Raw genomic sequence first — 19,080 nt, forward strand, 5'->3', positions numbered from 1 at the left:
GGACATGACGAGGGGCCGCGCCCTCCCTCTCGTGGCACGGCCCCTCGTCACAGGTCACTTGAAGATGCTGTATCCGCCCGGTCCGACGGCTGCCGCGACGACCAGCAGGATGATGCCGATCAGGATGTCTCCGCGCACGAGGCGCAGGATGCCGTAGATCGCGATGGCGACGGCAATGATCCACAGGATGAAGGCCATGGTTGTTCCTCTCTCTCGGGCGACGGTGGCCGCCTCCGAGCCGCCGTACCCTGCGGGTCGGGCCCCAAACACGGCGAGTCATCCACGTTGTGACGCCCGTCACCTGTTTGCGTTCCGCCATCCGGACGCCGGTCCGAGGTCGGCCACTACGGAGGATCGGCGGCATACCCTGAGAGACGAAGAACTGGGCCCGGAAAGGTGTGACGACATGACCGAAGCCGTCCTGACGCTCGCCGAACGCCGGCAGCAGCAGATCGCGCACGACCAGGAGCGCACTGTGCACCTCGCGGAGCGTGAGGCATTGCTCGCGCCACGTCGCAGCAACGACGAGCTGCGGGCCATCGCCGAGGCCGCCCAGCTGCGTCTGGCCGACACCGACTGCGACACCGTCCTGGCCTGGGTGGCCGAGGAGTTCGGCTACCGCACGGCCGTGGCGTGCTCCATGGCGGACGCCGTCCTGCCCGATGTCGTCGCCAAGCACCTGCCCTGGGTCGACACGCTCTTCCTCGAGACGGGCTACCACTTCGCCGAGACGATCGGCACCCGCGACGCCGTCGAGGCGTCCATGAAGCTGTCCATCGTCGACGTCACGCCGCAGCGCACCGTGGCCGAGCAGGACGCTGAGTTCGGCGAGAACCTCTACGAGCGCGATCCGGCGCTGTGCTGCGAGATGCGCAAGGTCGAGCCCCTGCACCGCACGCTGCAGGGATACGAGGCGTGGATCACCGGCGTCCGCCGCGACGAGGGCCCCACCCGCGCGGACACGCCGTTCATCACGTGGGACGCCAAGAACGGCCTGGTCAAGATCAACCCACTGGCGGCCTGGACGTTCGACGAGCTGCTGGCCTACGCCGACGACCACGGCGTGATCGTCAACCCCCTGGTCAACGACGGCTACCCGTCGATCGGTTGCGCGACCTGCACCCGCCGCGTCGCCCCCGGCGAGGACCCCCGCGCCGGGCGCTGGGCCGGCCTCGACAAGACCGAGTGTGGCCTCCACACCTGATGACCGACGCCCCCACGACCCACGACCCACGAACGACGACAAGGCAGCGATGACCCTGACCGACGAACGCCGTCTCACCCAGCTGCAGTGGCTGGAGTCCGAGGCGATCCACATCATCCGCGAGGTCGCGGCCGAGTTCGAGCGCCCCGTGCTGTTGTTCTCGGGCGGCAAGGACTCGGTCGTCATGCTGCACCTGGCCACCAAGGCGTTCTGGCCCGCCCCCGTGCCGTTCCCGGTCATGCACGTCGACACGGGGCACAACTTCCCCGAGGTGCTGGCGTTCCGCGACGCCACGGTCGAGCGCCTGGGACTGCGGATCGAGATCGTCGAGGTCCAGGACTACATCGACGACGGACGTCTGCGTGAGCGCAGCGACGGCACCCGCAACCAGCTGCAGACGCAGCCCCTGCTCGACGGCATCACCGACAACAAGTTCGACGCGGTCTTCGGCGGCGGACGCCGTGACGAGGAGAAGGCCCGCGCCAAGGAGCGCGTCTTCAGCCTGCGCGACGAGTTCGGGCAGTGGGACCCGCGCAACCAGCGTCCCGAGCTGTGGAACCTCTACAACGGCCGGCACCGTCCGGGCGAGCACGTGCGGGTCTTCCCGCTCAGCAACTGGACCGAGCTCGACGTCTGGCAGTACATCGCCGCCGAGCAGATCGCCCTCCCCGAGCTGTACTACGCACACCAACGCGAGGTGTTCGAGCGCGACGGGATGCTGATCAGCGTCAGCGACGTCTCGCAGCCCCGCGACGGCGAGGTCGTCGAGAAGCGACAGGTGCGCTACCGGACGGTCGGCGACATGTCGTGCACCGGTGCCGTCGAGAGCGACGCCGTCACGGTCGACGACGTCGTCGTCGAGGTCGCGGCGACCCGCATCACCGAGCGTGGTGCCACCCGCGCCGACGACCGAGCCTCCGAGGCCGCCATGGAAGATCGCAAGAAAGAGGGCTACTTCTGATGCGGACGCTCCTTCGCCTCGCCACCGCCGGCTCGGTCGACGACGGCAAGTCGACCCTCGTCGGCCGGCTGCTGTACGACTCCAAGTCGGTTCTGGCCGACCAGTTCGACGCCGTCGAGCGCGTCAGCCGTGACCGCGGTCTGGCCTCGGCCGACCTGGCGCTGCTGACCGACGGCCTGCGGTCGGAGCGTGAGCAGGGCATCACGATCGACGTCGCCTACCGCTACTTCGCCACCGCGGAGCGCTCGTTCATCCTCGCCGACTGCCCCGGCCACGTGCAGTACACCCGCAACACCGTGACGGGCGCCAGCACGGCCGATGTCGTCGTGCTGCTGGTCGACGTGCGGCACGGCATCCAGGAGCAGACCCGCCGGCACCTTGCCGTCGCCTCGCTGCTGCGCGTGCCCCACGTCGTCGTGGTCGTCAACAAGATCGACCTGGTCGACTTCGACGAGGCCACCTACACCCGCGTCTCCGACGAGGTGCTCGCCTCGGCACGCAGCCTCGGGCTGTTCGACGTCGCGACGATTCCGGTCTCGGCGCTCGCCGGCGACAACGTGGTCGAGCGCTCCGAGCGGACGCCCTGGTACGACGGGCCGAGCCTGCTGTCGTTCCTCGAGCAGCTGTCACCGGTCGGCAGCCCGCACTCCGAGCCCCTGCGGTTCCCCGTGCAGCTGGTCATCCGTCCCCAGCAGGCCGCCGGTGACGAGTTCCGCGACTACCGCGGATACGCCGGCCAGATCACGTCCGGACTCGTCCGGGTGGGTGACTCCGTCACGGTGCAGCCGAGCGGCCGGTCGAGCACCGTCACTGGCATCGACTTCGCGGGCATCTCGCTCAACGAGGCGTTCGCGCCGCAGTCTGTGACGATCCGCCTCGCCGACGACATCGACATCTCGCGCGGCGACCTCATCGCGACGTCGCGCAGCGTCCCCGCGGTCACCCAGGACATCGACGGCACGATCGCCTGGCTCGCCGACCACACGCTCGTCCCCGGCACCAAGGTGCTGCTCAAGCACGGCACCAAGACGGTGCAGGCGATGGTCAAGGCGATCGGTGGCAAGCTCGACCTCGAGGACGCCCGACTGCTGCCGGCCGACTCCCTGGGGCTCAACGACATCGGCCACGTGACCCTCCGTCTGGCCTCGCCGATCCCCGCCGAGGAGTACCTGCACTCGCGCGACACCGGTGCGTTCCTGCTGGTCGACGCCCAGGACGGCGGCACGCTCGCGGCCGGCATGGTCGGTGACGCACTGCTCGACACCGTGGCCGAGGTCGGCGCCGTCACCGCTCCGGCATGACCACAGGAGGCAGCCTCCCTCTGACCCTGCGGGTAGCCGGCCGCAAGGTCGTGGTCGTCGGCGGAGGGCACGTCGCCACGCGCCGGACGCTGTCGCTCGTCGACGCCGGAGCGCGGGTCGTCGTGGTCTCCCCCGCCGTGTCCGACTCGCTCGCCTCGTCGATCGGGCGCGGAGACGTCGAGTGGGTGCGCCGCACGTATGCCTCCGGTGACCTCGCCGGTGCGTGGCTCGTGCAGACGGCGACCGACTCCCCCGTCGACGACCTGGTCGCCGCCGATGCGGAGTCGGCACAGATCTGGTGCCTCAAGGGGGGCGACCCCGACCACGCCACCGCGTGGGCCCCGGCCGTGGCCCAGGTCGACGACGTCATGGTCGCCGTCAGCGGAGGCGGCGACGCGGGCCGCGCGTCGGCGCTGCGCGACGGGGTGGCAGCCGCCCTGCAGGCCGGTGAGCTGCCGATGCGTCACCGCACCCACCATCCCGACGGATTCGTCGCTCTCGTCGGCGGCGGCCCGGGCGATCCGGGACTGCTGACCACCCGTGGACGCCGACTGCTCGCCGAGGCAGATGTCGTCGTCGTCGACCGCCTGGCCCCCCATGCCCTGCTGGCCGAGCTCGACGCCGACGTCGAGGTCATCGACGTCGGCAAGATGCCCGACCACCACCCGATCCCCCAGCACGAGATCAATGCGATCCTGGTCGACCGGGCACGCCAGGGCAAGATCGTCGTCCGGCTCAAGGGTGGCGACCCGTACGTGTTCGGCCGCGGCGGCGAAGAGCTCATCGCCTGCCGTGACGCCGGCATCCCGGTCGAGGTCGTGCCCGGTGTCACCAGCGCGATCGCCGTCGCCGCGGCGGCGGGCATCCCCGTGACCCACCGCGGCGTGTCTCGCGGCTTCACCGTCGTCACCGGGCACGAGGACATCGGCCAGGTGCCCCACACGGGCGCCCACACCCTGGTGATGCTGATGGGCGTCAAGCGGCTGGGCCAGACCTGCGACGAGCTGATCGCCGGAGGGCACACCCCGACGACGCCGGCGGCGATCATCGAGCGTGGGTGCACCCCCACGCAACGGGTGACCGTCGCGACGCTCGCCACCTTGGCCGAGGTCGCCACAGCAGTCGGTGCCGAGTCGCCGGCGATCACGGTGATCGGCGACGTCGTGACGCTCTCACCGGCCTGGGGCTAGCGGAGTCGTCCGTCATGGCAAGCCGCGTCCTCGTCGACGCGGAAGCGATCTCCACCTAGCATCGACCCATGCGTGAGCGGATCATGTATGTCCAGCAGAAGTCCGGCTACAACACCGACCAGGGACCGGCCTGGATCGCGAGAGTCAGATTCTCGAAGACTTGGCGCACCGCCTACGTCCACGGTCGAACCCTTCACCGCCTGACCGGAACCGCCTACGCCAACTTCGACTCCAACTTCTACGACCACGCGACAGGCGAGGAGTTCTGGATCTCCGGACCGAAGCGTGATCGAACAGACGCGCGCTACAGCAACTGCCAACCCTCCGTTGACGACGACGCGGCAGATGCCTACCACGCTTTCCTCCACGGTGCCCCCCTACCCGGCAGGGAGCAGGGGTAGACGTCGGAGCAGTGATTCGACTGCAGGTGGAACTCGACCTCGATTTCTCCAACCCAATCGCGGGCGGCACGAGCAGACTGGATGTCCCCGGAAGCGTTCTACTCAGCCGGCTCGGGGTTGCGGTGATGCGAAGCGGGAGTGGCGTTGTGGTCGTTGCTCGGGGTCGACATGCTTCGGGGGGATGATCTCGACGATCCCGTCGTCTCCCATGCGGGCCGCCCACTGCCCCTCGTGGACGAGGTGGTGGTGGTAGTGGCAGAGCAGGGCGGCGTTGTCGAGGTCGGTAGGGCCGTTCTCGGACCAGAAGTTCAGGTGGTGTGCTTCGCACCAGGAGGGTGGGCGGTCGCACGTGGGGAAGACGCAACCACGGTCGCGGGTGGCGAGGACGAGTCGTTGGTGGCGGTCGTAGAGGCGGCGGGTGGTGCCCAGATCGATGACGCGTTTGTCGCTGTCGAGGTACATCGCGACGAGGTTGGCGTTGCACGCCAGCCGTTGTGCTTTGGTCGCGGACATCGTGGTGCCCGAGGTGGTGGTCGCGGTGCCTTGCCCGGTGCGGAGGTCGTCGACGTCGACCATGACGGCGACGGTCGCGGCGAGCCCTCCGGCCACGGGCAGGGCGTCGGTCGGCAGGTGGTTGATGAGCTCGGCGAAGGCGTGGCCCATCTTCTGGTCGCGGGGCAGGCCGGCCCAGTCGTCGGCTCCCATGCCGAACGATTCGGCAGCCAACTGGTTGCGGCGTGGGGCGATGATCCCCTCGATCGCTGCTCTGAGGGTGTCGGCGTCGGTGTCGGGCACGACGAAGGACCCGTGGGTGGTGCCGTCACCACGCCGGCCCATCTGGAACCTGGTGCGGGCACGGGCGCGTTCTTCCTGCGCGCGGAGTTTTTCGCCGAGGTGCTCGTCGAATCCGTCGGGGTCGATGACCTCGAGCACCCGGTTCGCCAGACGCTGCAACCCATCCAGGTCATGCTCGGCGGCCAGGGCGATGAGGTGGGCTTCGGCGTCGCCACGCTCGGTGTCGCCGCACCAGTCGGGCAGGGCGGCGATGGCTTTCATGATGATCGAGGCCTGCTCGGTCGACAGGGCCCCGGTCGCCCACGCGGCACGGGTCGCCTCGGTGCGCTCGCCGGTGACCTTCGCCATGCCGACCAGCTTGGACGCGGCACCCTTGGTGATGTTCGCCGAGCTCGCCAGCCAGGCCGTCGTCGACGTCGCACCGTCGTCCTTCGGCAACCCCATGTCGTCCGCGCACCCGGCCAGTCGTGACATGACCGCGTCCAACGCGGTGCGAGTCGTCTGCACCGCCGCGATGACCTCACGAACCTCGGCCCCGGTCAGGGTCCATGGTTCGAGCGCAGCGACCTCATCAGTCAGGCTGGACAACTGCTCGATCAACATGCGACAAACCCCGGATGGACGACTAGAACGTATGTTCAACTCTACGCAAGAGTAGCGGCACATCCAAGGGACGAAGGTCCCGAATTCTCTGGCATTGCAGGGAACGATGACCTCAAGCCCCGACAGCGCCATGATGTCTCAGGACATCGGTGACGGTTCCGCCGCGTGGGCATCTGCCGCTCACACGGCCGCTAGTCTGAGGGCACCATGGAGTCGACCAGAGTTCTCGCCACGAGCTCGCGCGCCAAGCGATTCCGCAGATTCTGGCCAGAACTCACGCTGTTGGCGGGCGTGGTCCTCGCCGTCACTGCTCAAGCGCTCGGCAGAGCCATCGACGGACGGAACGTCACGGTCGGTTCGATGGACGCGGCTGTCATCGTGGTCGCCATGGCAGTTGCGGCTGTCTGGTGTCTTGCCGCGTTCGTCGTGGGCCAGCTCGCCAGGATCATGCGAGGCAGACGCGGCGAGGGATTCGTGATGTTGATGGCCGTGACCATCACGGCGCTTGGTGCGCTGCCTGTGTCGCTGTTCGTCGGCTGGGCGATCGGACTCTCGACAGCGTCCGCTCCGTTCTAGTCCCGACCCCGTCGTCGGCACGCAACGACACGACAGCTACGACACGGGTCGCGCGCTCTTCGTCGCCAACCGGCGAGCCTCGTCGATCAGCGCATTCATCGGCAGGTCGTGCACGTCGTTGCCCGTGATCGAGTGGTCACCGCTCGGGCGCACCGCGATCTCGAGAACGTCCCACTTGCGGTAGGAGTCACGCTGGTGGAGCCGCATGCCGACGTTGAAGTCGTCGGCGAGCCGCATCGTCACGAGCCGCTCACCCTCGCCCGCGACGTGCACGGCGGAGGGCTCGACGACGCTGTCCATGAGCTCTGCGAGATCCATGTCGACTCCACGGTGACGGGGAAATCGACCGTAGCACCGGGGCACGCCTGTTGTACTGGGTTCTCGGGCTCCACCGATCGCAGCACCATACTGTTCGCATGGCTTCATTCCGCCGCGCCGACCGCACGCGAGCAGCGCTCGGTGCGATCACGCTGGTGGCCCTCGCGGCGTGTCAGGGCACCGACGACCCGGATCCGGTCGAGGCACCCGTGCCGGACGGCGTCGTGATGCACGTCGACCAGTCACGGATGGAGCGCAAGGGACGCGAGGCGTTCGTGCGCATCGACAACGGCACCGACCGCAGCATGACGGTCGAGTCCCTGCGGTTGACCTCCCCTCGCCTGCCCGACGTCACGTGGAAAGGCCGCGAGGTCGTGGGCGCGACCTACCAGGGCGATGTCGAGATCGACCTGCCTCGAGGACGGTGCGGTACCGACGTCGACGCGACCGTGACCCTGCACTACCGCCTCGGCGACGGTCCCCTCACCGTCTCCACCGGCCCGGCCGACGACATCTACGGCGCGATCGGGCTGATCGCCGACCGCGACTGCGCCGAGACGACCCTGACGACGGCGGCCGACGTGACGGTGGGCGAGCCGACCGTCGACGGCGAGGGACTCGACTCCGTGCTCCGACTTCCGGTGACGATGTCACCGACCGGCCGGAGCACCGGGGTCGAGTTCGGGGGCTTCGAGTCGACGGTCCTGTTCCGCCAGACCGCCGACTCCCCCGCCGACGTCTCCGTGCCTCTCGGAGCCGGCGATCCGACGACGACCCAGGTGCTGTCGGTCGTCCCCACCCGGTGCGACCCGCACGCCCTCGCCGAGGACAAGGTCGGGACGCTGTTCGGCGTCCACGTGCGGGGCACCGGGCTCGGCGAGGACGCCGACTACTACCTGCCGTTGACGCGCAAGCAGCGGTCGGCGTTCCTCGCCTTCTTCGGCACCCACTGCGGGTTCAGTCGCCCTTGACGTTGACGATCTGCCGCAGCGTGTGCCGCACCTCGACGAGATCAGCAGCGTCCTGCATGATCACGTCGATGTCCTTGTACGCCGCCGGGATCTCGTCGACGAATGCCGCGGTGTCGCGGTACTCGATGTCACCCATCGCGACCCGGAGGTCGTCCTGGGTGAAGGCCTTCCGGGCCTTCGAGCGGCTGTACTCACGTCCTGCCCCGTGCGGGGAGGAGTTGAGCGAGACCGGGTTGCCCTTGCCGACCACGACGTACGACCGCGTGCCCATCGACCCCGGGATGAGGCCCATGGTGCCCTCGGACGCATCGATCGCGCCCTTGCGGGACAGCCACACGTCCTTGCCGAAGTGCCGCTCCTTGGTCGTGTAGTTGTGGTGGCAGTTGATCTCGACGACCCGCTCCACGGCGTCCACGCCCATCCAGTCGGCGAAGCACGTCACGACCCGGTCCATCATCTCGGCACGGTTGAGCAGCGCGTACTTCTGCGCCCACCGCAGCTCGCGGATGTAGGAGTCGAACTCCGGCGTGCCCTCCACCAGGTAGGCGAGGTCACGATCGGGAAGACCGATCCACCACTTCTCGCACAGTCGCTGCGCCACCGCGATGTGCCGCTGGGCGATCTTGTTGCCGACGCCCCGCGACCCCGAGTGCAGGAACAGCCACACCCGGTCCTCCTCGTCGAGGCTGACCTCGATGAAGTGGTTGCCCGAGCCGAGGGTGCCCAGCTGCAGCTCCCACCGGGACGCCCGGTCGGCCGGGTCGAAACCGGCCTTCTCGGCATCGGCCCGCAGCTCGTCGACGCGCTCCTGGGTGTGCCGGCGCGTGATGGCCTTGTTGGCCACACCCGCCGACAGCGGGATCGCCCGCTCGATCGCGACCCGCAGGGCGCGCCGGTCGGACGGCAGGTCCGTCACGACGTACGGCGTCTGCACCGCGATCATGCCGCAGCCGATGTCGACGCCGACCGCGGCCGGGATGATCGCCCCCAGCGTGGGGATGACCGAGCCGACCGTCGCCCCCTTGCCGAGGTGCGCATCGGGCATCAGCGCGAGGTGTGGGTAGATGAACGGCATCGTGCTCGCCGTCCGTGCCTGGTCGCGTGCGTTCTCGTCCAGGATGGAAGCCCAGCTGAACAGCCGCTGGGAGATCTTCTCCATGGGTCTCACCTTTCCGTGAGTGATGTGGTGGATACAGCAAAAAGCCCCGACCGCGGGTGCGGTCGAGGCTCGGTGTGCCGGAGCAGGTGGCGGGTCAGCCAGGCCTGGTTCCGGGGTTGAGCGCATCGACCGATGCCAGCTCTTCATTGCGGCTGGGCTGCTGCGACGAGGGCACGACGAGGTACGAACGGAACGATGCGTTGATCATCATCGGCGTCCTCTCGTCGTGGTCTGGTTGCGGTGTCGGTGCGATGCGTCGCAGGACGTTACAGCACTGAGGTGCGTCGAAGCCACCACAGCCCGACGAACGGCAGCACCAGGGGGATGAACACGTAGCCCATGCCGAAGTCGGACCACACGGTCTGGTCGGGGAACAGGCCCTGGTCGAGGAGGGACAGGATGCCGACGGTCAGGACGCCCGCGAGCTCGATCGCGATCGTCACGACCGCGAGGCGTCGGTGGTTGCGGGCCAGCGCGTACGTCGCTATGACGTAGACGATGCCGGCGAAGGCCGACAGCGCGTACGGCACGAGGGTGTCCGACTCGACCTCGGTGAGCAGCTGCACGATCGAGCGCGCGGACGCGGCCAGCGCGAACACGGCGTAGACGGCGACCAGCACCCGGCCGAAGCCGTGCGACGTGTCGGGGCGTGCGGAACCGGTGTCAGGCATAGGTGCCCTTCCAGATGCCGAGGAGACGGACGGAGAGTGCTGCCGTCGTGAGCATGGCGACCACGAGGACACCGGTGCCCCACCGGGACTTCTCGGCGATCCCCCACAGGACGGCGGCCGGCGGGATGACGACCATCGTCACGAGGTACGAGACGAACAGGACGCCATCGACGTCGCGGGACGTCCGACCGAGCGCGACCGAGCCAGCGACCAGCAGCACGACGAGGACGATCTCGAGCACGCACACCGCGTAGAAGAGCGGGTTGCCGACCTGTCTGTCGCGGAGCATGTGCCAGCCGGCGAACGCGGCGACGCCAAGGGCGAGGAACGCGATGCCGTAGGCGACGGGATCGGTCACGCGGTGCCTTTGCTCAGGGCCTCCTCGCGGGAGGAGGCGTCGTCGAAGTCCGACAGAGAGTGTCCCACGGTCGGGCTCGTCCGGTCAGCGCAGGCACCGGGGTCTTGCCAGACGGAATAGGCTGACGTCGAGACTCACCGGAAATTCTGGTGATGTTCACCCATCCTGACCGGAGGCTACGTCGAATGGCTCGTAGGAAGCTTCTCGGAAAGGAGAGTCACATGTCAGCATCCGCTGCGCAGCTCAAGCTCGCCGCCATGCCCGAGCACGATGCTGCACCTGACCTCAACGAGCTCCTGGTGCGCGTTGGCCGGGGCGACGAGAACGCGTTCGCCGAGGTGTACGACGCGCTCGGATCGGCGGTCTTCGGACTCGCCCGGCGCGTCATCCGCGATCCGGCCCGTGCCGAGGAGGTCGCCCAGGAGGTCTTCATCCAGGTGTGGCAGTCCGCGGCGCGCTTCGACCCGGCTCGCGGCAACGCCAAGAGCTGGTGCCTGACGCTGGCCCATCGCCGCGCCGTCGACGCCGTCCGCCACGACCAGGCGGCCACGAACCGCGAGAACAAGTACGACTGGTCGAGCGGGCCCGACTTCGACGAGGTCGAGGAGACCGTGACCATCACGCTCGAGCACGAGCAGGTCAAGCGCTGCCTGGACGGTCTGACCGAGCTGCAGCGCGAAGCAGTCAACCTGGCCTACTACCAGGGCTACACCTACGCCGAGGTCGCTGCCGCGCTCGACGCCAACACCGCCACGATCAAGACGCGCATGCGCGACGGGATCGTCCGCCTCCGAGACTGCATGGGAGTGACCGCATGAGCATCGACCTGCACTCACTGATGGCACCGTACGCCCTGGACGCCCTCGACCCCGATGAGCGCGATCGGTTCGAGGCGCACCTCGACCAGTGCGTCGACTGCCAGGTCGAGATCGCCGGGTTCATGGCCACGGCCGTCCGCCTCGGCGACGCCGTCAGCCACACCCCGCCCCCGGCACTGCGCGACCGACTGCTGGCCGAGATCAGCACGACGCCGCAGCAGCGCCCGATCGTGTCGTCGCTGGCCGAGCGCCGTTCGCTGCGCCGCACCCTGCCGCGCCTCGCCGTGGCAGCCGCCTTCCTGATCGGTGCCGTCGGTGCCGGTGGATATGTTGTCGAGCGCCAGAACGCCACGCAGGAGCACGACCAGAATGTCGCGATCTCGTCGGTGCTGTCGGCCGACGACGTCTCGACGCAGGCCAAGTCGTTCGACACCGGCGGCAGCGTCAAGCTCTACTCGTCCGCCACTGCCGACTCGGCCGTCATCATCGCCAAGGGTCTGCACTCGCCCGGTGCCGGCAAGGTCTACCAGGTCTGGATGATCGACAAGTCTGGTCCGACCTCACAGGGGACGTTCCACACCAACGGCCAGATGATCATGAAGGGCGTGGCCGGAGCCGACCGCGTCGCCGTCACTGTCGAGCCCGCGGGCGGATCGAAGCAGCCCACCTCGGCACCGGTCGCGACCATCGCGGTCTGATTCGGCCTGGGTTTAGTTCCTAGGTGGTTTCCTGTCCGGCGGTCGCCGGCAGGATCGGTTCTTGGGCAGCGTAGTACTCGGTCTCGACCTCGAACGGAGTGCGCATGCCGAGCTCGCCGTGGAGGCGGGCGTTGTTCCACCACCAGACGTATTCGAGGGTGGCGAGCTCGACCTGCTCAACGCTCCGCCAAGGCCCGCGTTGGCGGATCAGCTCGGTCTTGTAGAGCCCGTTGACGGCCTCGGCGAGGGCGTTGTCGTAGCTGTCACCGACGGTCCCGGTCGAGGGTTTCGCGCCGAGCTCAGCGATCCGATCGGTATAGACGACCGCCAGGTAGTTCGAGCCGTGGTCGGCGTGATGGACCAGCCGATCCAGGTCGCCGTCGGCTGCCCAGGCGGCCATGTTGAGCGCCTGCAGCGGCAGGATGTCGGCCCGCAAGGTCGCCGCGACGTTCCAGCCCACGATCCGCCGCGAGTAGACGTCGGTGACGAACGCGACGTAGGCGAACCCGGACCAGGTCGCGACGTAGGTGATGTCGGCGACCCAGAGCCGCCGTGGGGCGTCGGCGGTGAACCTGCGCTGGACCAGATCGGCCGGCAAGGGTGTTGCCGGGTCGCGCTTGGATGTGAAAGTCCTCTTCGACCGCTTCACACCGCGAACACCGGCGGCCCGCATCAGACGCTCGGTCTGATCGCGACCGATGTCCCAGCCTTGGCGACGCATCAGTGCGTGCATCTTGCGACGCCCGTAGACGCCGTAGTTCTCCGCATGAAGCCTCGCGACTTCGGGCACGAGCAGGTCATCGGACAACCGTCGCGCCGAGGGCGGCCTGGTCTTCGCGGCTCGGTAGCCACGGGAGGTGATGAAGCCACGCACCGCCGGACGCAAGGCCCGGCAGATGAGCTCGACCCCGAACTGATCACGGTGTTCGTCGATGAACCGGATCATCTCGTCGTGGGCCGGTCGAGCTCCTTGGCGAAAAATATGCTCGCAGCTTTGAGGACCTCGTTGGCCTTGCGCAGCTCGGCGACCTGCCGCCTCAACTGCCGGTTCTCCTCGATCACGTCGGTCTTCACGCCCGGCGTTCGGCCTTGATCAACCTCGATCCGGTGAAGCGCCCCAGGTTTGATGCCGCATCCTTTTGAGTTGAAAGGATGAGCACATGCCCAAGAAGATTGATCCCGAGGTTCAGGCCAGAGCCGTGCGGCTGGTCAGTGATCATCTCGGCGAGTATCCGTCGCTGACGGCGGCGTCAGCCGCGGTCGCTAAGCAGGTCGGTGTCGGCCGCGAGACCGTCCGCAGGTGGGTCGTGCAGGCCCAGATCGACGGCGGTCAGCGCGGCGGTGTCACGTCCGAAGAGCTGGCCGAGATCAAGAGGCTGAAGGCCGAGAATCGGCGGCTGCGTGAAGACGTCGCGATCCTGAAAGCAGCGACGTCTTTCTTCGCGGGGGGACTCGACCCCCGCAACCGATGATGGCCGGATTCATCGACACGATGAGGTCCGAAGGTCACGCGGTCGAGTCGATCTGCCGGGTCCTGCGTGAGCAGGGCTGCCAGATCGCCGCGAGAACCTATCGGTCGTGGTGCGTCAGCGGCCCGTCAGACCGCACTGTCAGCGACGCCCGTGTCGTCGACGCCGTCCGTGCTGCTGCGTGGAGCATCGACGTCCACGGCCGACGCAAACTGGCTCCCGAAGGTCTGTATGGGCGGCGCAAGATGACCGCCCATCTGCGCCGGACCACCGCTCCCGGTGCGAGCGCTGGGTCGGTCGATCGGGCGATGCGGACCCTGGGTTTGTCCGGTGTTCGCAGGGACAAAGGGATCCGGACCACGATCCCGTCCAAGGACGGCAAATGGGCTGGCGACCTGCTGGACCGTGACTTCACCGCGCCGGCCCCGAACCGCGTCTGGGTCACAGGCTTCACCTACTGCCGCACCTGGGCTGGGTGGGTCTATGTCGCGTTCATCGTGGACGTCTTCGCCCAACGGATCGTGGCGTGGCATGCCTCGACGTCCAAGGAGACCGAGCTGGTCATGGTTCCGCTGCGGATGGCGCTGTGGGAACGAGGCCGCGAAGGGCGACCAGCCGTCGCCGGCGAGTTGATTCACCACTCGGACGCCGGGTCGCAATACACATCGATTCTGCTGACCGAGCACCTCGCCCTGGAGGGCATCAGCCCCTCGATCGGGTCTGTCGGCGACGCATACGACAACGCCCTCATGGAGACCATCAACGGCCTCTACAAAGCCGAATGCATCCGCACCACGGTCTTCCACGAGGGCCCGTATCGGACGATCGGAGACGTCGAATTCGCGACCGCCGGCTGGGTCGACTGGTACAACAACCGACGCCTGCACAGCACCCTCGGTAACGTTCCACCCATCGAGTTCGAGCAAGCCCACTACGCGACCCTCAACCGAGAGCCGCAACCCGCATAGGAGCGGCAGAGAAGCTGGGGCGCTTCAATCCGGCGAGCCCAGGTCCGCAACGTCTCCGGGCTCATCCCCAACAGCCCAGCGACATGACGGACAGCCGCTGACTTGTTCTTGTGCTCCGGCATCGCCTCGGCAAGCATCCGCAACGCGCGCTCGCGCATCTCGGGTTCAAATTTCTTCGGCATCGTGGTCCCATCCTGACTTAAAAGTCGGAACTAAACCCAGGCCGAATCACTCGGAGCAATTCTCGCTCCAACGTTGGTGTCCGGGAAAGCCGGGGCAGGTCACGGCAAGATCGAACGGTTCAACCGCACGCTCGCTGCCCGCTGCGTCTTCAACCGTCACTGCAACAGCGAGTTAGCCAGCCGAGCAGCCCTGCCAGCCTGGATTCGTCGCTACGATGGCCGCCGGGTCCACACTGCGAAAGCCGCAGACATCAGCCGCTCAACCTGCCTGCGGCTGCAATACACCTAGTCAGGCAGGTTTAGCATTGGAAGATTTTACAGCCATTGGCATCCGAATCGTAGTAGGCCCTCACGACCTGCCTAAGAGCCTTGATCATGTAGTCGAGCTCAGCAATACCATCCGACCACCGCTGTCCAGAGTAGTAACTGTTGAATCGTTGCTGAGACGACCGGATAGCAGTTGCTCCGCCTCCAACGAAGCAATTTGCGACGTAGTAGGCCGAGTTGACTTCGGGCAAGTAGCGCTTCCAGCTGTAGGTGCTGCGGTGCGAACTCATGTAAGTGCGCGAGCGCTGAAAGTAGTTGGCATAGTCATCAACCGCACTGATCCGACAAGACAAGTCGCCCCCAGAGGCGACGGCCGACGTCGGTGTGGTCGCGACCACACCGAGCGAAACTAGCAATGCGGCAATAGCCGTGGTCAATTTGAGACGCATGTAAGACTCCTTTAGGTGTTCGCAGATGTCGACTGATGCTATTGCAACAGAAGCCGTTCACGGTAGGCGATGCGTCTGCCTGCGCCCCCGTCATGTCGATGATCGTAGTGGCGCCATGATGTCCGCATGGCCGAACCCGTCGTACTGATCGCGGCTGCGATGGCCGTCCCGTCGGGGTTCTATCGGCCCCTCGTCGCCGAGATCGAGTCGCGAGGCTGGCAGGCACGTGCCCTGCCCACCCGCGGCTTCGAGCGGGGCAAGCCGATCGCGTCACGCTCGGCCGACTGGAGCTACGGCTCCGAGATCCAGGCGATCGCGGACGCCGTCGCGGCCGCGCGCGCCGAGCAGCCCGACCGCCCCGTCATCCTGCTCGGCCACAGCCTCGGAGCCCAGCTCGTCGCGGGTCACCAGATCCACCACCCGCCGGCCGACGGGTTCATCACGGTCGGTGCGTCGGTGCCGCACTTCAGGTCGTACCCCTACGGCGGGCTGGGGGTGTTGGCCATGGGGGTGAGCGTCCCCGTCGTCACACGGCTGCGCGGCTACCTGCCGAAGCCGTTCTTCGGGGCACCGGGCGCGCAGACCCTGATGCGCGAGTGGGCCCGTTTCGTCCGGTCCGGACGTCCGCCGTTCGACGTGCCCCACCGCATCACGTCGCCGACGCTCGTCGTGCAGCTGCAGGGCGACGCCTACGCCGTGTCGGCCTCCAACAAGGTTTTCACCGAGATGATGATCGACCCTGCGGCGGTCACCCGGTGGGTCTACACCAGGGACGCAGCACCCGAGGGCGGCACGACCCACCACGTCCGGTGGGTCAAGACCCCCGGGCCCGTGGTGGATCGCATCGTCGAGTGGTGGGCCACCGCCGCGAGCTGAGTTATTCCGCGAACGCCTCGATCGGCGGGCACGAGCAGGACAGGTTGCGGTCGCCGTACGCCTGGTCGATGCGTCCGACCGGCGGCCAGTACTTGTCGTCGGTCGTGCCGGCGGGGAACGCGCCGGTGCCGATGTCGTAGGCGTGCTGCCAGTCGAGCAGGGTGCGCATCGTGTGGGGAGCGTGGACGAGAGGGTTGTCGCCGTCGGGCCACTCCCCTGCGACGACCTGGTCGATCTCGGAGCGGATCGCCAGCATCGCGTCGCAGAACCGGTCGAGCTCGGCGAGGTCCTCGGACTCCGTCGGCTCGACCATCAGCGTGCCCGGCACGGGGAAGCTCATAGTCGGGGCGTGGAAGCCGTAGTCGATGAGCCGCTTGGCGACGTCGTCGATGCTCAGCCCAGCGGCCTTGGTCAGCGGCCGCAGGTCGAGGATGCACTCGTGGGCCACGAGCTCGCCCTCGCCGCTGTAGAGCACGGGGAACGCGCTCTCGAGCCGCTTGGCGATGTAGTTGGCCGACAGGACGGCCACCGACGTGGCGTCGGTCAGTCCCTCGGCACCCATCATCGCGACGTACGCGTACGGGATGGGCAGGATGCCGGCCGATCCGTAGGGTGCTGCGCTGATCGCGCCGACGCCCTCGCGCTTGCTCTCGACGGGGTGTAGCGGGTGGGTCGGCAGGAACGGCACGAGGTGCTCGGCGACCGCGACCGGGCCGACGCCGGGTCCGCCACCGCCGTGCGGGATGCAGAACGTCTTGTGCAGGTTGAGGTGCGACACGTCGCCACCGAAGACGCCGGGCTGGGCGTGGCCCAGCAGGGCGTTGAGGTTGGCACCGTCGACGTACACCTGGCCGCCGTGCGCGTGCACGATGTCGCACAGCTCGGTGATGCCGTGCTCGTAGACGCCGTGCGTCGACGGGTACGTCACCATGATGGCGGCGAGGTCGTCGGCGTGCGCCTCGCACTGGGCGCGCAGGTCGTCGAGGTCGACCTCGCCCTGGTCGGTCGACGTGACGATGACGACCCGCATGCCGGCCATGACCGCTGAGGCGGCGTTCGTGCCGTGCGCCGAGCTGGGGATCAGGCACACCGTGCGGTGCTCGTCGCCGCGGCTGCGGTGGTAGCCGCGGATCGCCAGCAGTCCGGCGAACTCGCCCTGCGAGCCGGCATTCGGCTGGATCGAGACGCCGGCGTAGCCGGTCACCTCGGCGAGCCACCCCTCCAGCGTCTCGACGAGCTCGATCATGCCCGCGGCGTCGTCGGCCGGCACGAAGGGGTGCAGGTCGGCGAATCCGGGCCAGCTGATGGGCTCCATCTCGGCGGTCGCGTTGAGCTTCATGGTGCACGAGCCCAGCGGGATCATGCCCCGGTCGAGCGCGTAGTCGCGGTCGCTCAGCTTCTTGAGGTAGCGCAGCATCTGCGTCTCGCTGCGGTGCTCGTGGAACACCGGGTGCGTCAGGATCTCGCCGGAGCGCAGCAGGTCGGCCGGCAGCGACGTGTCGTCAGCCGTCCAGTCGGGGTCTGCGGCGTCGAACGCGCCCAGCACGGCCTCGACGTGCTCGGCCGTCGTGGCCTCGTTGGTCGAGACACCGACGTGGTCGGCGTCGACGAGACGCAGGTGGATGCCGATCTCCCGCGCCTTCGAGACGATGTCGACGGCGCGACCGGGGACGACGGCCACCAGAGTGTCGAAGAACGAGTCGGAGACCAGCTCGATGCCGGCACCGCGCAGCCCACCGGCCAGGGCGACGGCCTTGCGGTGCACGTCACCGGCGATGCCGCGCAGACCTGCCGGGCCGTGGTAGACCGCGTACATCGACGCCGCGACGGCCAGCAGCACCTGTGCCGTGCAGATGTTGGACGTCGCCTTCTCACGACGGATGTGCTGCTCGCGGGTCTGGAGCGCGAGCCGGTAGGCGGGACGTCCCGCGCTGTCGACCGAGACGCCCACGAGGCGTCCGGGCAGGTGACGCTCGAGGCCCGCGCGCACGGCCATGAAGCCAGCATGGGGTCCACCGTAGAACATCGGCACGCCGAACCGCTGGCTCGAGCCGACGACCACGTCGGCACCCAACGACCCGGGCGACTCCAGCAGTACCAGCGCGAGCGGATCGGCCACGACGACCGCGAGCCCACCGGCCGCGTGGGCCGCCTCGATGGCCGGACGCGGGTCGACGATGCCCCCGTCGGCGCGGGGGTAGGCCACGATGATGCCCGCAGCCTCGACGTCGGGGACGCCACCGGCCAGGTCGACCTCGAGCAGCTCGATGCCGAGCGCCTCGGCGCGCGTGTGCGTCACCGCCAGCGTCTGCGGAAGGAGCCCCGCGTCGATGACGATCGGCAGCGCGTCCTTGCCCTTGGTGGCGCGCCGGATCAGCGTCATGGCCTCGGCGACGGCAGTGCCCTCGTCGAGCAGCGACGAGTTGGCGGTCGGCAGGCCCGTCAGGTCGGAGATCAGCGTCTGGAAGTTGATCAGCGCCTCGAGGCGTCCTTGCGAGATCTCCGGCTGGTAGGGCGTGTAGGCCGTGTACCAGGAAGGGTCCTCCAGCACGTTGCGGCGGATCACCGCGGGCGTGACGGTCGGGTGGTAGCCGAGACCGATCATGGCCACACCGGGGTTGTTGCGATCGGCCAGGGCCCGCAGCGTCGCGAGCGCCTCGGTCTCGGTGCGAGCAGCCGGAAGGTTAAGGGGTGAGGTGCTGCGGATGCTCGAGGGCACGGCCGCCTGCATGAGTGCGTCGAGCGATTCGTAGCCGACCCGGCGCACCATGGCGTCCTGGTCGGACGCGGTCGGGCCGATGTGGCGGCCGACGAAAGCATGAGGCGCGGTCTGATCAGGCACGGG

At 68.1% G+C, this 19,080-nt stretch carries 22 protein-coding genes and 1 other annotated feature; of the genes, 12 read left to right on the forward strand and 10 right to left on the reverse strand.

Annotated features, from left to right (window positions below; genetic code table 11):
• Window positions 1-54: 54 nt before the first annotated feature.
• Window positions 55-198, reverse strand: a complete 144-nt coding sequence (locus JOF40_RS14925) for a GPGG-motif small membrane protein (protein ID WP_188111833.1) — start codon at window positions 196-198, stop codon at window positions 55-57.
• Window positions 199-406: 208 nt separating this feature from the next.
• On the opposite strand from JOF40_RS14925, the gene JOF40_RS14930 reads away from it, so the two are divergent.
• From JOF40_RS14930 to JOF40_RS14950, 5 genes are all read left to right on the forward strand, one after another.
• On the forward strand, window positions 407-1,204 hold the full coding sequence (locus tag JOF40_RS14930; protein WP_129184103.1) for a phosphoadenylyl-sulfate reductase: 798 nt from the start codon (window positions 407-409) through the stop codon (window positions 1,202-1,204).
• Between the two features lie 49 nt (window positions 1,205-1,253).
• A complete protein-coding gene (cysD, locus tag JOF40_RS14935; protein ID WP_129184101.1) occupies window positions 1,254-2,165 on the forward strand; it encodes a sulfate adenylyltransferase subunit CysD in 912 nt (303 codons plus the stop codon).
• Window positions 2,165-3,466 (forward strand): sulfate adenylyltransferase subunit 1, encoded by a 1,302-nt coding sequence (locus tag JOF40_RS14940; protein WP_129184099.1) that lies wholly within the window; start codon window positions 2,165-2,167, stop codon window positions 3,464-3,466. Before cysD ends, JOF40_RS14940 begins: the two co-directional genes overlap by 1 nt.
• Window positions 3,463-4,656: a uroporphyrinogen-III C-methyltransferase gene (cobA, locus tag JOF40_RS14945; RefSeq protein ID WP_129184097.1), complete on the forward strand. Its 1,194-nt coding sequence runs from the start codon at window positions 3,463-3,465 to the stop codon at window positions 4,654-4,656. Before JOF40_RS14940 ends, cobA begins: the two co-directional genes overlap by 4 nt.
• Before the next feature lie 68 nt (window positions 4,657-4,724).
• Window positions 4,725-5,057: a hypothetical protein gene (locus tag JOF40_RS14950; RefSeq protein WP_129184095.1), complete on the forward strand. Its 333-nt coding sequence runs from the start codon at window positions 4,725-4,727 to the stop codon at window positions 5,055-5,057.
• A gap of 102 nt (window positions 5,058-5,159) precedes the next feature.
• Here JOF40_RS14950 and JOF40_RS14955 read toward each other — a convergent pair whose 3' ends face one another.
• Window positions 5,160-6,455, reverse strand: a complete 1,296-nt coding sequence (locus JOF40_RS14955; RefSeq protein ID WP_188111832.1) for an HNH endonuclease signature motif containing protein — start codon at window positions 6,453-6,455, stop codon at window positions 5,160-5,162.
• A 207-nt stretch (window positions 6,456-6,662) separates the two neighbouring features.
• Between JOF40_RS14955 and JOF40_RS14960 the strand changes: the two genes are divergently transcribed.
• Window positions 6,663-7,031 (forward strand): hypothetical protein, encoded by a 369-nt coding sequence (locus tag JOF40_RS14960; protein WP_129184091.1) that lies wholly within the window; start codon window positions 6,663-6,665, stop codon window positions 7,029-7,031.
• A 36-nt stretch (window positions 7,032-7,067) separates the two neighbouring features.
• Here JOF40_RS14960 and JOF40_RS14965 read toward each other — a convergent pair whose 3' ends face one another.
• The gene (locus JOF40_RS14965) at window positions 7,068-7,349 is read right to left on the reverse strand and encodes a hypothetical protein (RefSeq protein WP_129184089.1); all 282 of its coding nucleotides are present in this window, start codon (window positions 7,347-7,349) and stop codon (window positions 7,068-7,070) included.
• Window positions 7,350-7,447: 98 nt separating this feature from the next.
• Between JOF40_RS14965 and JOF40_RS14970 the strand changes: the two genes are divergently transcribed.
• Entirely contained in the window at window positions 7,448-8,320 is an 873-nt protein-coding gene (locus JOF40_RS14970) for a hypothetical protein (RefSeq protein WP_129184087.1), read from the forward strand.
• On the opposite strand, the gene JOF40_RS14975 is transcribed toward JOF40_RS14970, so the two are convergent.
• The 3 genes from JOF40_RS14975 to JOF40_RS14985 form a co-directional block, all read right to left on the reverse strand.
• Window positions 8,307-9,479, reverse strand: coding sequence for an RtcB family protein (locus JOF40_RS14975; protein WP_129184085.1), 1,173 nt, complete (start codon window positions 9,477-9,479; stop codon window positions 8,307-8,309). The genes JOF40_RS14970 and JOF40_RS14975 overlap by 14 nt on opposite strands.
• A gap of 266 nt (window positions 9,480-9,745) precedes the next feature.
• The gene (locus JOF40_RS14980) at window positions 9,746-10,150 is read right to left on the reverse strand and encodes a hypothetical protein (protein WP_129184083.1); all 405 of its coding nucleotides are present in this window, start codon (window positions 10,148-10,150) and stop codon (window positions 9,746-9,748) included.
• On the reverse strand, window positions 10,143-10,508 hold the full coding sequence (locus tag JOF40_RS14985) for a hypothetical protein (RefSeq protein ID WP_129184081.1): 366 nt from the start codon (window positions 10,506-10,508) through the stop codon (window positions 10,143-10,145). The genes JOF40_RS14980 and JOF40_RS14985 overlap by 8 nt, the downstream gene beginning before the upstream one ends.
• A gap of 221 nt (window positions 10,509-10,729) precedes the next feature.
• Here JOF40_RS14985 and sigK point away from each other — a divergent pair, with 221 nt between their 5' ends.
• On the forward strand, window positions 10,730-11,326 hold the full coding sequence (sigK, locus tag JOF40_RS14990) for an ECF RNA polymerase sigma factor SigK (protein WP_129184079.1): 597 nt from the start codon (window positions 10,730-10,732) through the stop codon (window positions 11,324-11,326).
• On the forward strand, window positions 11,323-12,024 hold the full coding sequence (locus JOF40_RS14995; RefSeq protein WP_129184077.1) for an anti-sigma factor: 702 nt from the start codon (window positions 11,323-11,325) through the stop codon (window positions 12,022-12,024). The genes sigK and JOF40_RS14995 overlap by 4 nt, the downstream gene beginning before the upstream one ends.
• Before the next feature lie 19 nt (window positions 12,025-12,043).
• Here the strand turns inward: JOF40_RS14995 and JOF40_RS15000 are convergent, their stop codons facing one another.
• Window positions 12,044-12,970, reverse strand: coding sequence for an IS3 family transposase (locus tag JOF40_RS15000; RefSeq protein ID WP_129184075.1), 927 nt, complete (start codon window positions 12,968-12,970; stop codon window positions 12,044-12,046).
• Window positions 12,886-13,011, reverse strand: a sequence feature (AL1L pseudoknot). Its footprint overlaps the gene before it by 85 nt.
• Window positions 12,967-13,098, reverse strand: a complete 132-nt coding sequence (locus tag JOF40_RS20035) for a hypothetical protein (RefSeq protein ID WP_281064706.1) — start codon at window positions 13,096-13,098, stop codon at window positions 12,967-12,969. Its footprint overlaps the feature before it by 45 nt. The genes JOF40_RS15000 and JOF40_RS20035 overlap by 4 nt, the downstream gene beginning before the upstream one ends.
• Before the next feature lie 86 nt (window positions 13,099-13,184).
• Between JOF40_RS20035 and JOF40_RS15005 the strand changes: the two genes are divergently transcribed.
• Window positions 13,185-14,461, forward strand: a protein-coding gene (locus JOF40_RS15005) for an IS3 family transposase (RefSeq protein ID WP_129184073.1) whose coding sequence is annotated in 2 segments (ribosomal slippage) — window positions 13,185-13,458 and window positions 13,458-14,461 — 1,278 coding nt in all. Because the reading frame shifts where the segments join, the coding sequence is not laid out codon by codon here.
• Between the two features lie 258 nt (window positions 14,462-14,719).
• Window positions 14,720-14,932, forward strand: coding sequence for an integrase core domain-containing protein (locus tag JOF40_RS20385; protein WP_188111831.1), 213 nt, complete (start codon window positions 14,720-14,722; stop codon window positions 14,930-14,932).
• Window positions 14,933-14,942: 10 nt separating this feature from the next.
• Here the strand turns inward: JOF40_RS20385 and JOF40_RS15015 are convergent, their stop codons facing one another.
• Window positions 14,943-15,359, reverse strand: coding sequence for a hypothetical protein (locus tag JOF40_RS15015; protein WP_129184071.1), 417 nt, complete (start codon window positions 15,357-15,359; stop codon window positions 14,943-14,945).
• A gap of 126 nt (window positions 15,360-15,485) precedes the next feature.
• Here JOF40_RS15015 and JOF40_RS15020 point away from each other — a divergent pair, with 126 nt between their 5' ends.
• A complete protein-coding gene (locus JOF40_RS15020; protein ID WP_129184069.1) occupies window positions 15,486-16,235 on the forward strand; it encodes a serine aminopeptidase domain-containing protein in 750 nt (249 codons plus the stop codon).
• A gap of 1 nt (window position 16,236) precedes the next feature.
• Here the strand turns inward: JOF40_RS15020 and gcvP are convergent, their stop codons facing one another.
• Entirely contained in the window at window positions 16,237-19,077 is a 2,841-nt protein-coding gene (gene gcvP, locus JOF40_RS15025; RefSeq protein WP_129184067.1) for an aminomethyl-transferring glycine dehydrogenase, read from the reverse strand.
• Window positions 19,078-19,080: the final 3 nt, after the last annotated feature.

It is taken from the genome of Aeromicrobium fastidiosum, assembly GCF_017876595.1.
Lineage (GTDB): Bacteria > Actinomycetota > Actinomycetes > Propionibacteriales > Nocardioidaceae > Aeromicrobium > Aeromicrobium fastidiosum.

What these genes read in the sequence shown, in the direction of transcription:
- JOF40_RS14925 (WP_188111833.1), bottom strand. Translation starts at nt 198, where the DNA reads ATGGCCTTCATCCTGTGGATCATTGCCGTCGCCATCGCGATCTACGGC.
- JOF40_RS14930 (WP_129184103.1), top strand. Translation starts at nt 407, where the DNA reads ATGACCGAAGCCGTCCTGACGCTCGCCGAACGCCGGCAGCAGCAGATC.
- cysD (WP_129184101.1), top strand. Translation starts at nt 1,254, where the DNA reads ATGACCCTGACCGACGAACGCCGTCTCACCCAGCTGCAGTGGCTGGAG.
- JOF40_RS14940 (WP_129184099.1), top strand. Translation starts at nt 2,165, where the DNA reads ATGCGGACGCTCCTTCGCCTCGCCACCGCCGGCTCGGTCGACGACGGC.
- cobA (WP_129184097.1), top strand. Translation starts at nt 3,463, where the DNA reads ATGACCACAGGAGGCAGCCTCCCTCTGACCCTGCGGGTAGCCGGCCGC.
- JOF40_RS14950 (WP_129184095.1), top strand. Translation starts at nt 4,725, where the DNA reads ATGCGTGAGCGGATCATGTATGTCCAGCAGAAGTCCGGCTACAACACC.
- JOF40_RS14955 (WP_188111832.1), bottom strand. Translation starts at nt 6,455, where the DNA reads ATGTTGATCGAGCAGTTGTCCAGCCTGACTGATGAGGTCGCTGCGCTC.
- JOF40_RS14960 (WP_129184091.1), top strand. Translation starts at nt 6,663, where the DNA reads ATGGAGTCGACCAGAGTTCTCGCCACGAGCTCGCGCGCCAAGCGATTC.
- JOF40_RS14965 (WP_129184089.1), bottom strand. Translation starts at nt 7,349, where the DNA reads ATGGATCTCGCAGAGCTCATGGACAGCGTCGTCGAGCCCTCCGCCGTG.
- JOF40_RS14970 (WP_129184087.1), top strand. Translation starts at nt 7,448, where the DNA reads ATGGCTTCATTCCGCCGCGCCGACCGCACGCGAGCAGCGCTCGGTGCG.
- JOF40_RS14975 (WP_129184085.1), bottom strand. Translation starts at nt 9,479, where the DNA reads ATGGAGAAGATCTCCCAGCGGCTGTTCAGCTGGGCTTCCATCCTGGAC.
- JOF40_RS14980 (WP_129184083.1), bottom strand. Translation starts at nt 10,150, where the DNA reads ATGCCTGACACCGGTTCCGCACGCCCCGACACGTCGCACGGCTTCGGC.
- sigK (WP_129184079.1), top strand. Translation starts at nt 10,730, where the DNA reads ATGTCAGCATCCGCTGCGCAGCTCAAGCTCGCCGCCATGCCCGAGCAC.
- JOF40_RS14995 (WP_129184077.1), top strand. Translation starts at nt 11,323, where the DNA reads ATGAGCATCGACCTGCACTCACTGATGGCACCGTACGCCCTGGACGCC.
- JOF40_RS15000 (WP_129184075.1), bottom strand. Translation starts at nt 12,970, where the DNA reads ATGATCCGGTTCATCGACGAACACCGTGATCAGTTCGGGGTCGAGCTC.
- JOF40_RS15015 (WP_129184071.1), bottom strand. Translation starts at nt 15,359, where the DNA reads ATGCGTCTCAAATTGACCACGGCTATTGCCGCATTGCTAGTTTCGCTC.
- JOF40_RS15020 (WP_129184069.1), top strand. Translation starts at nt 15,486, where the DNA reads ATGGCCGAACCCGTCGTACTGATCGCGGCTGCGATGGCCGTCCCGTCG.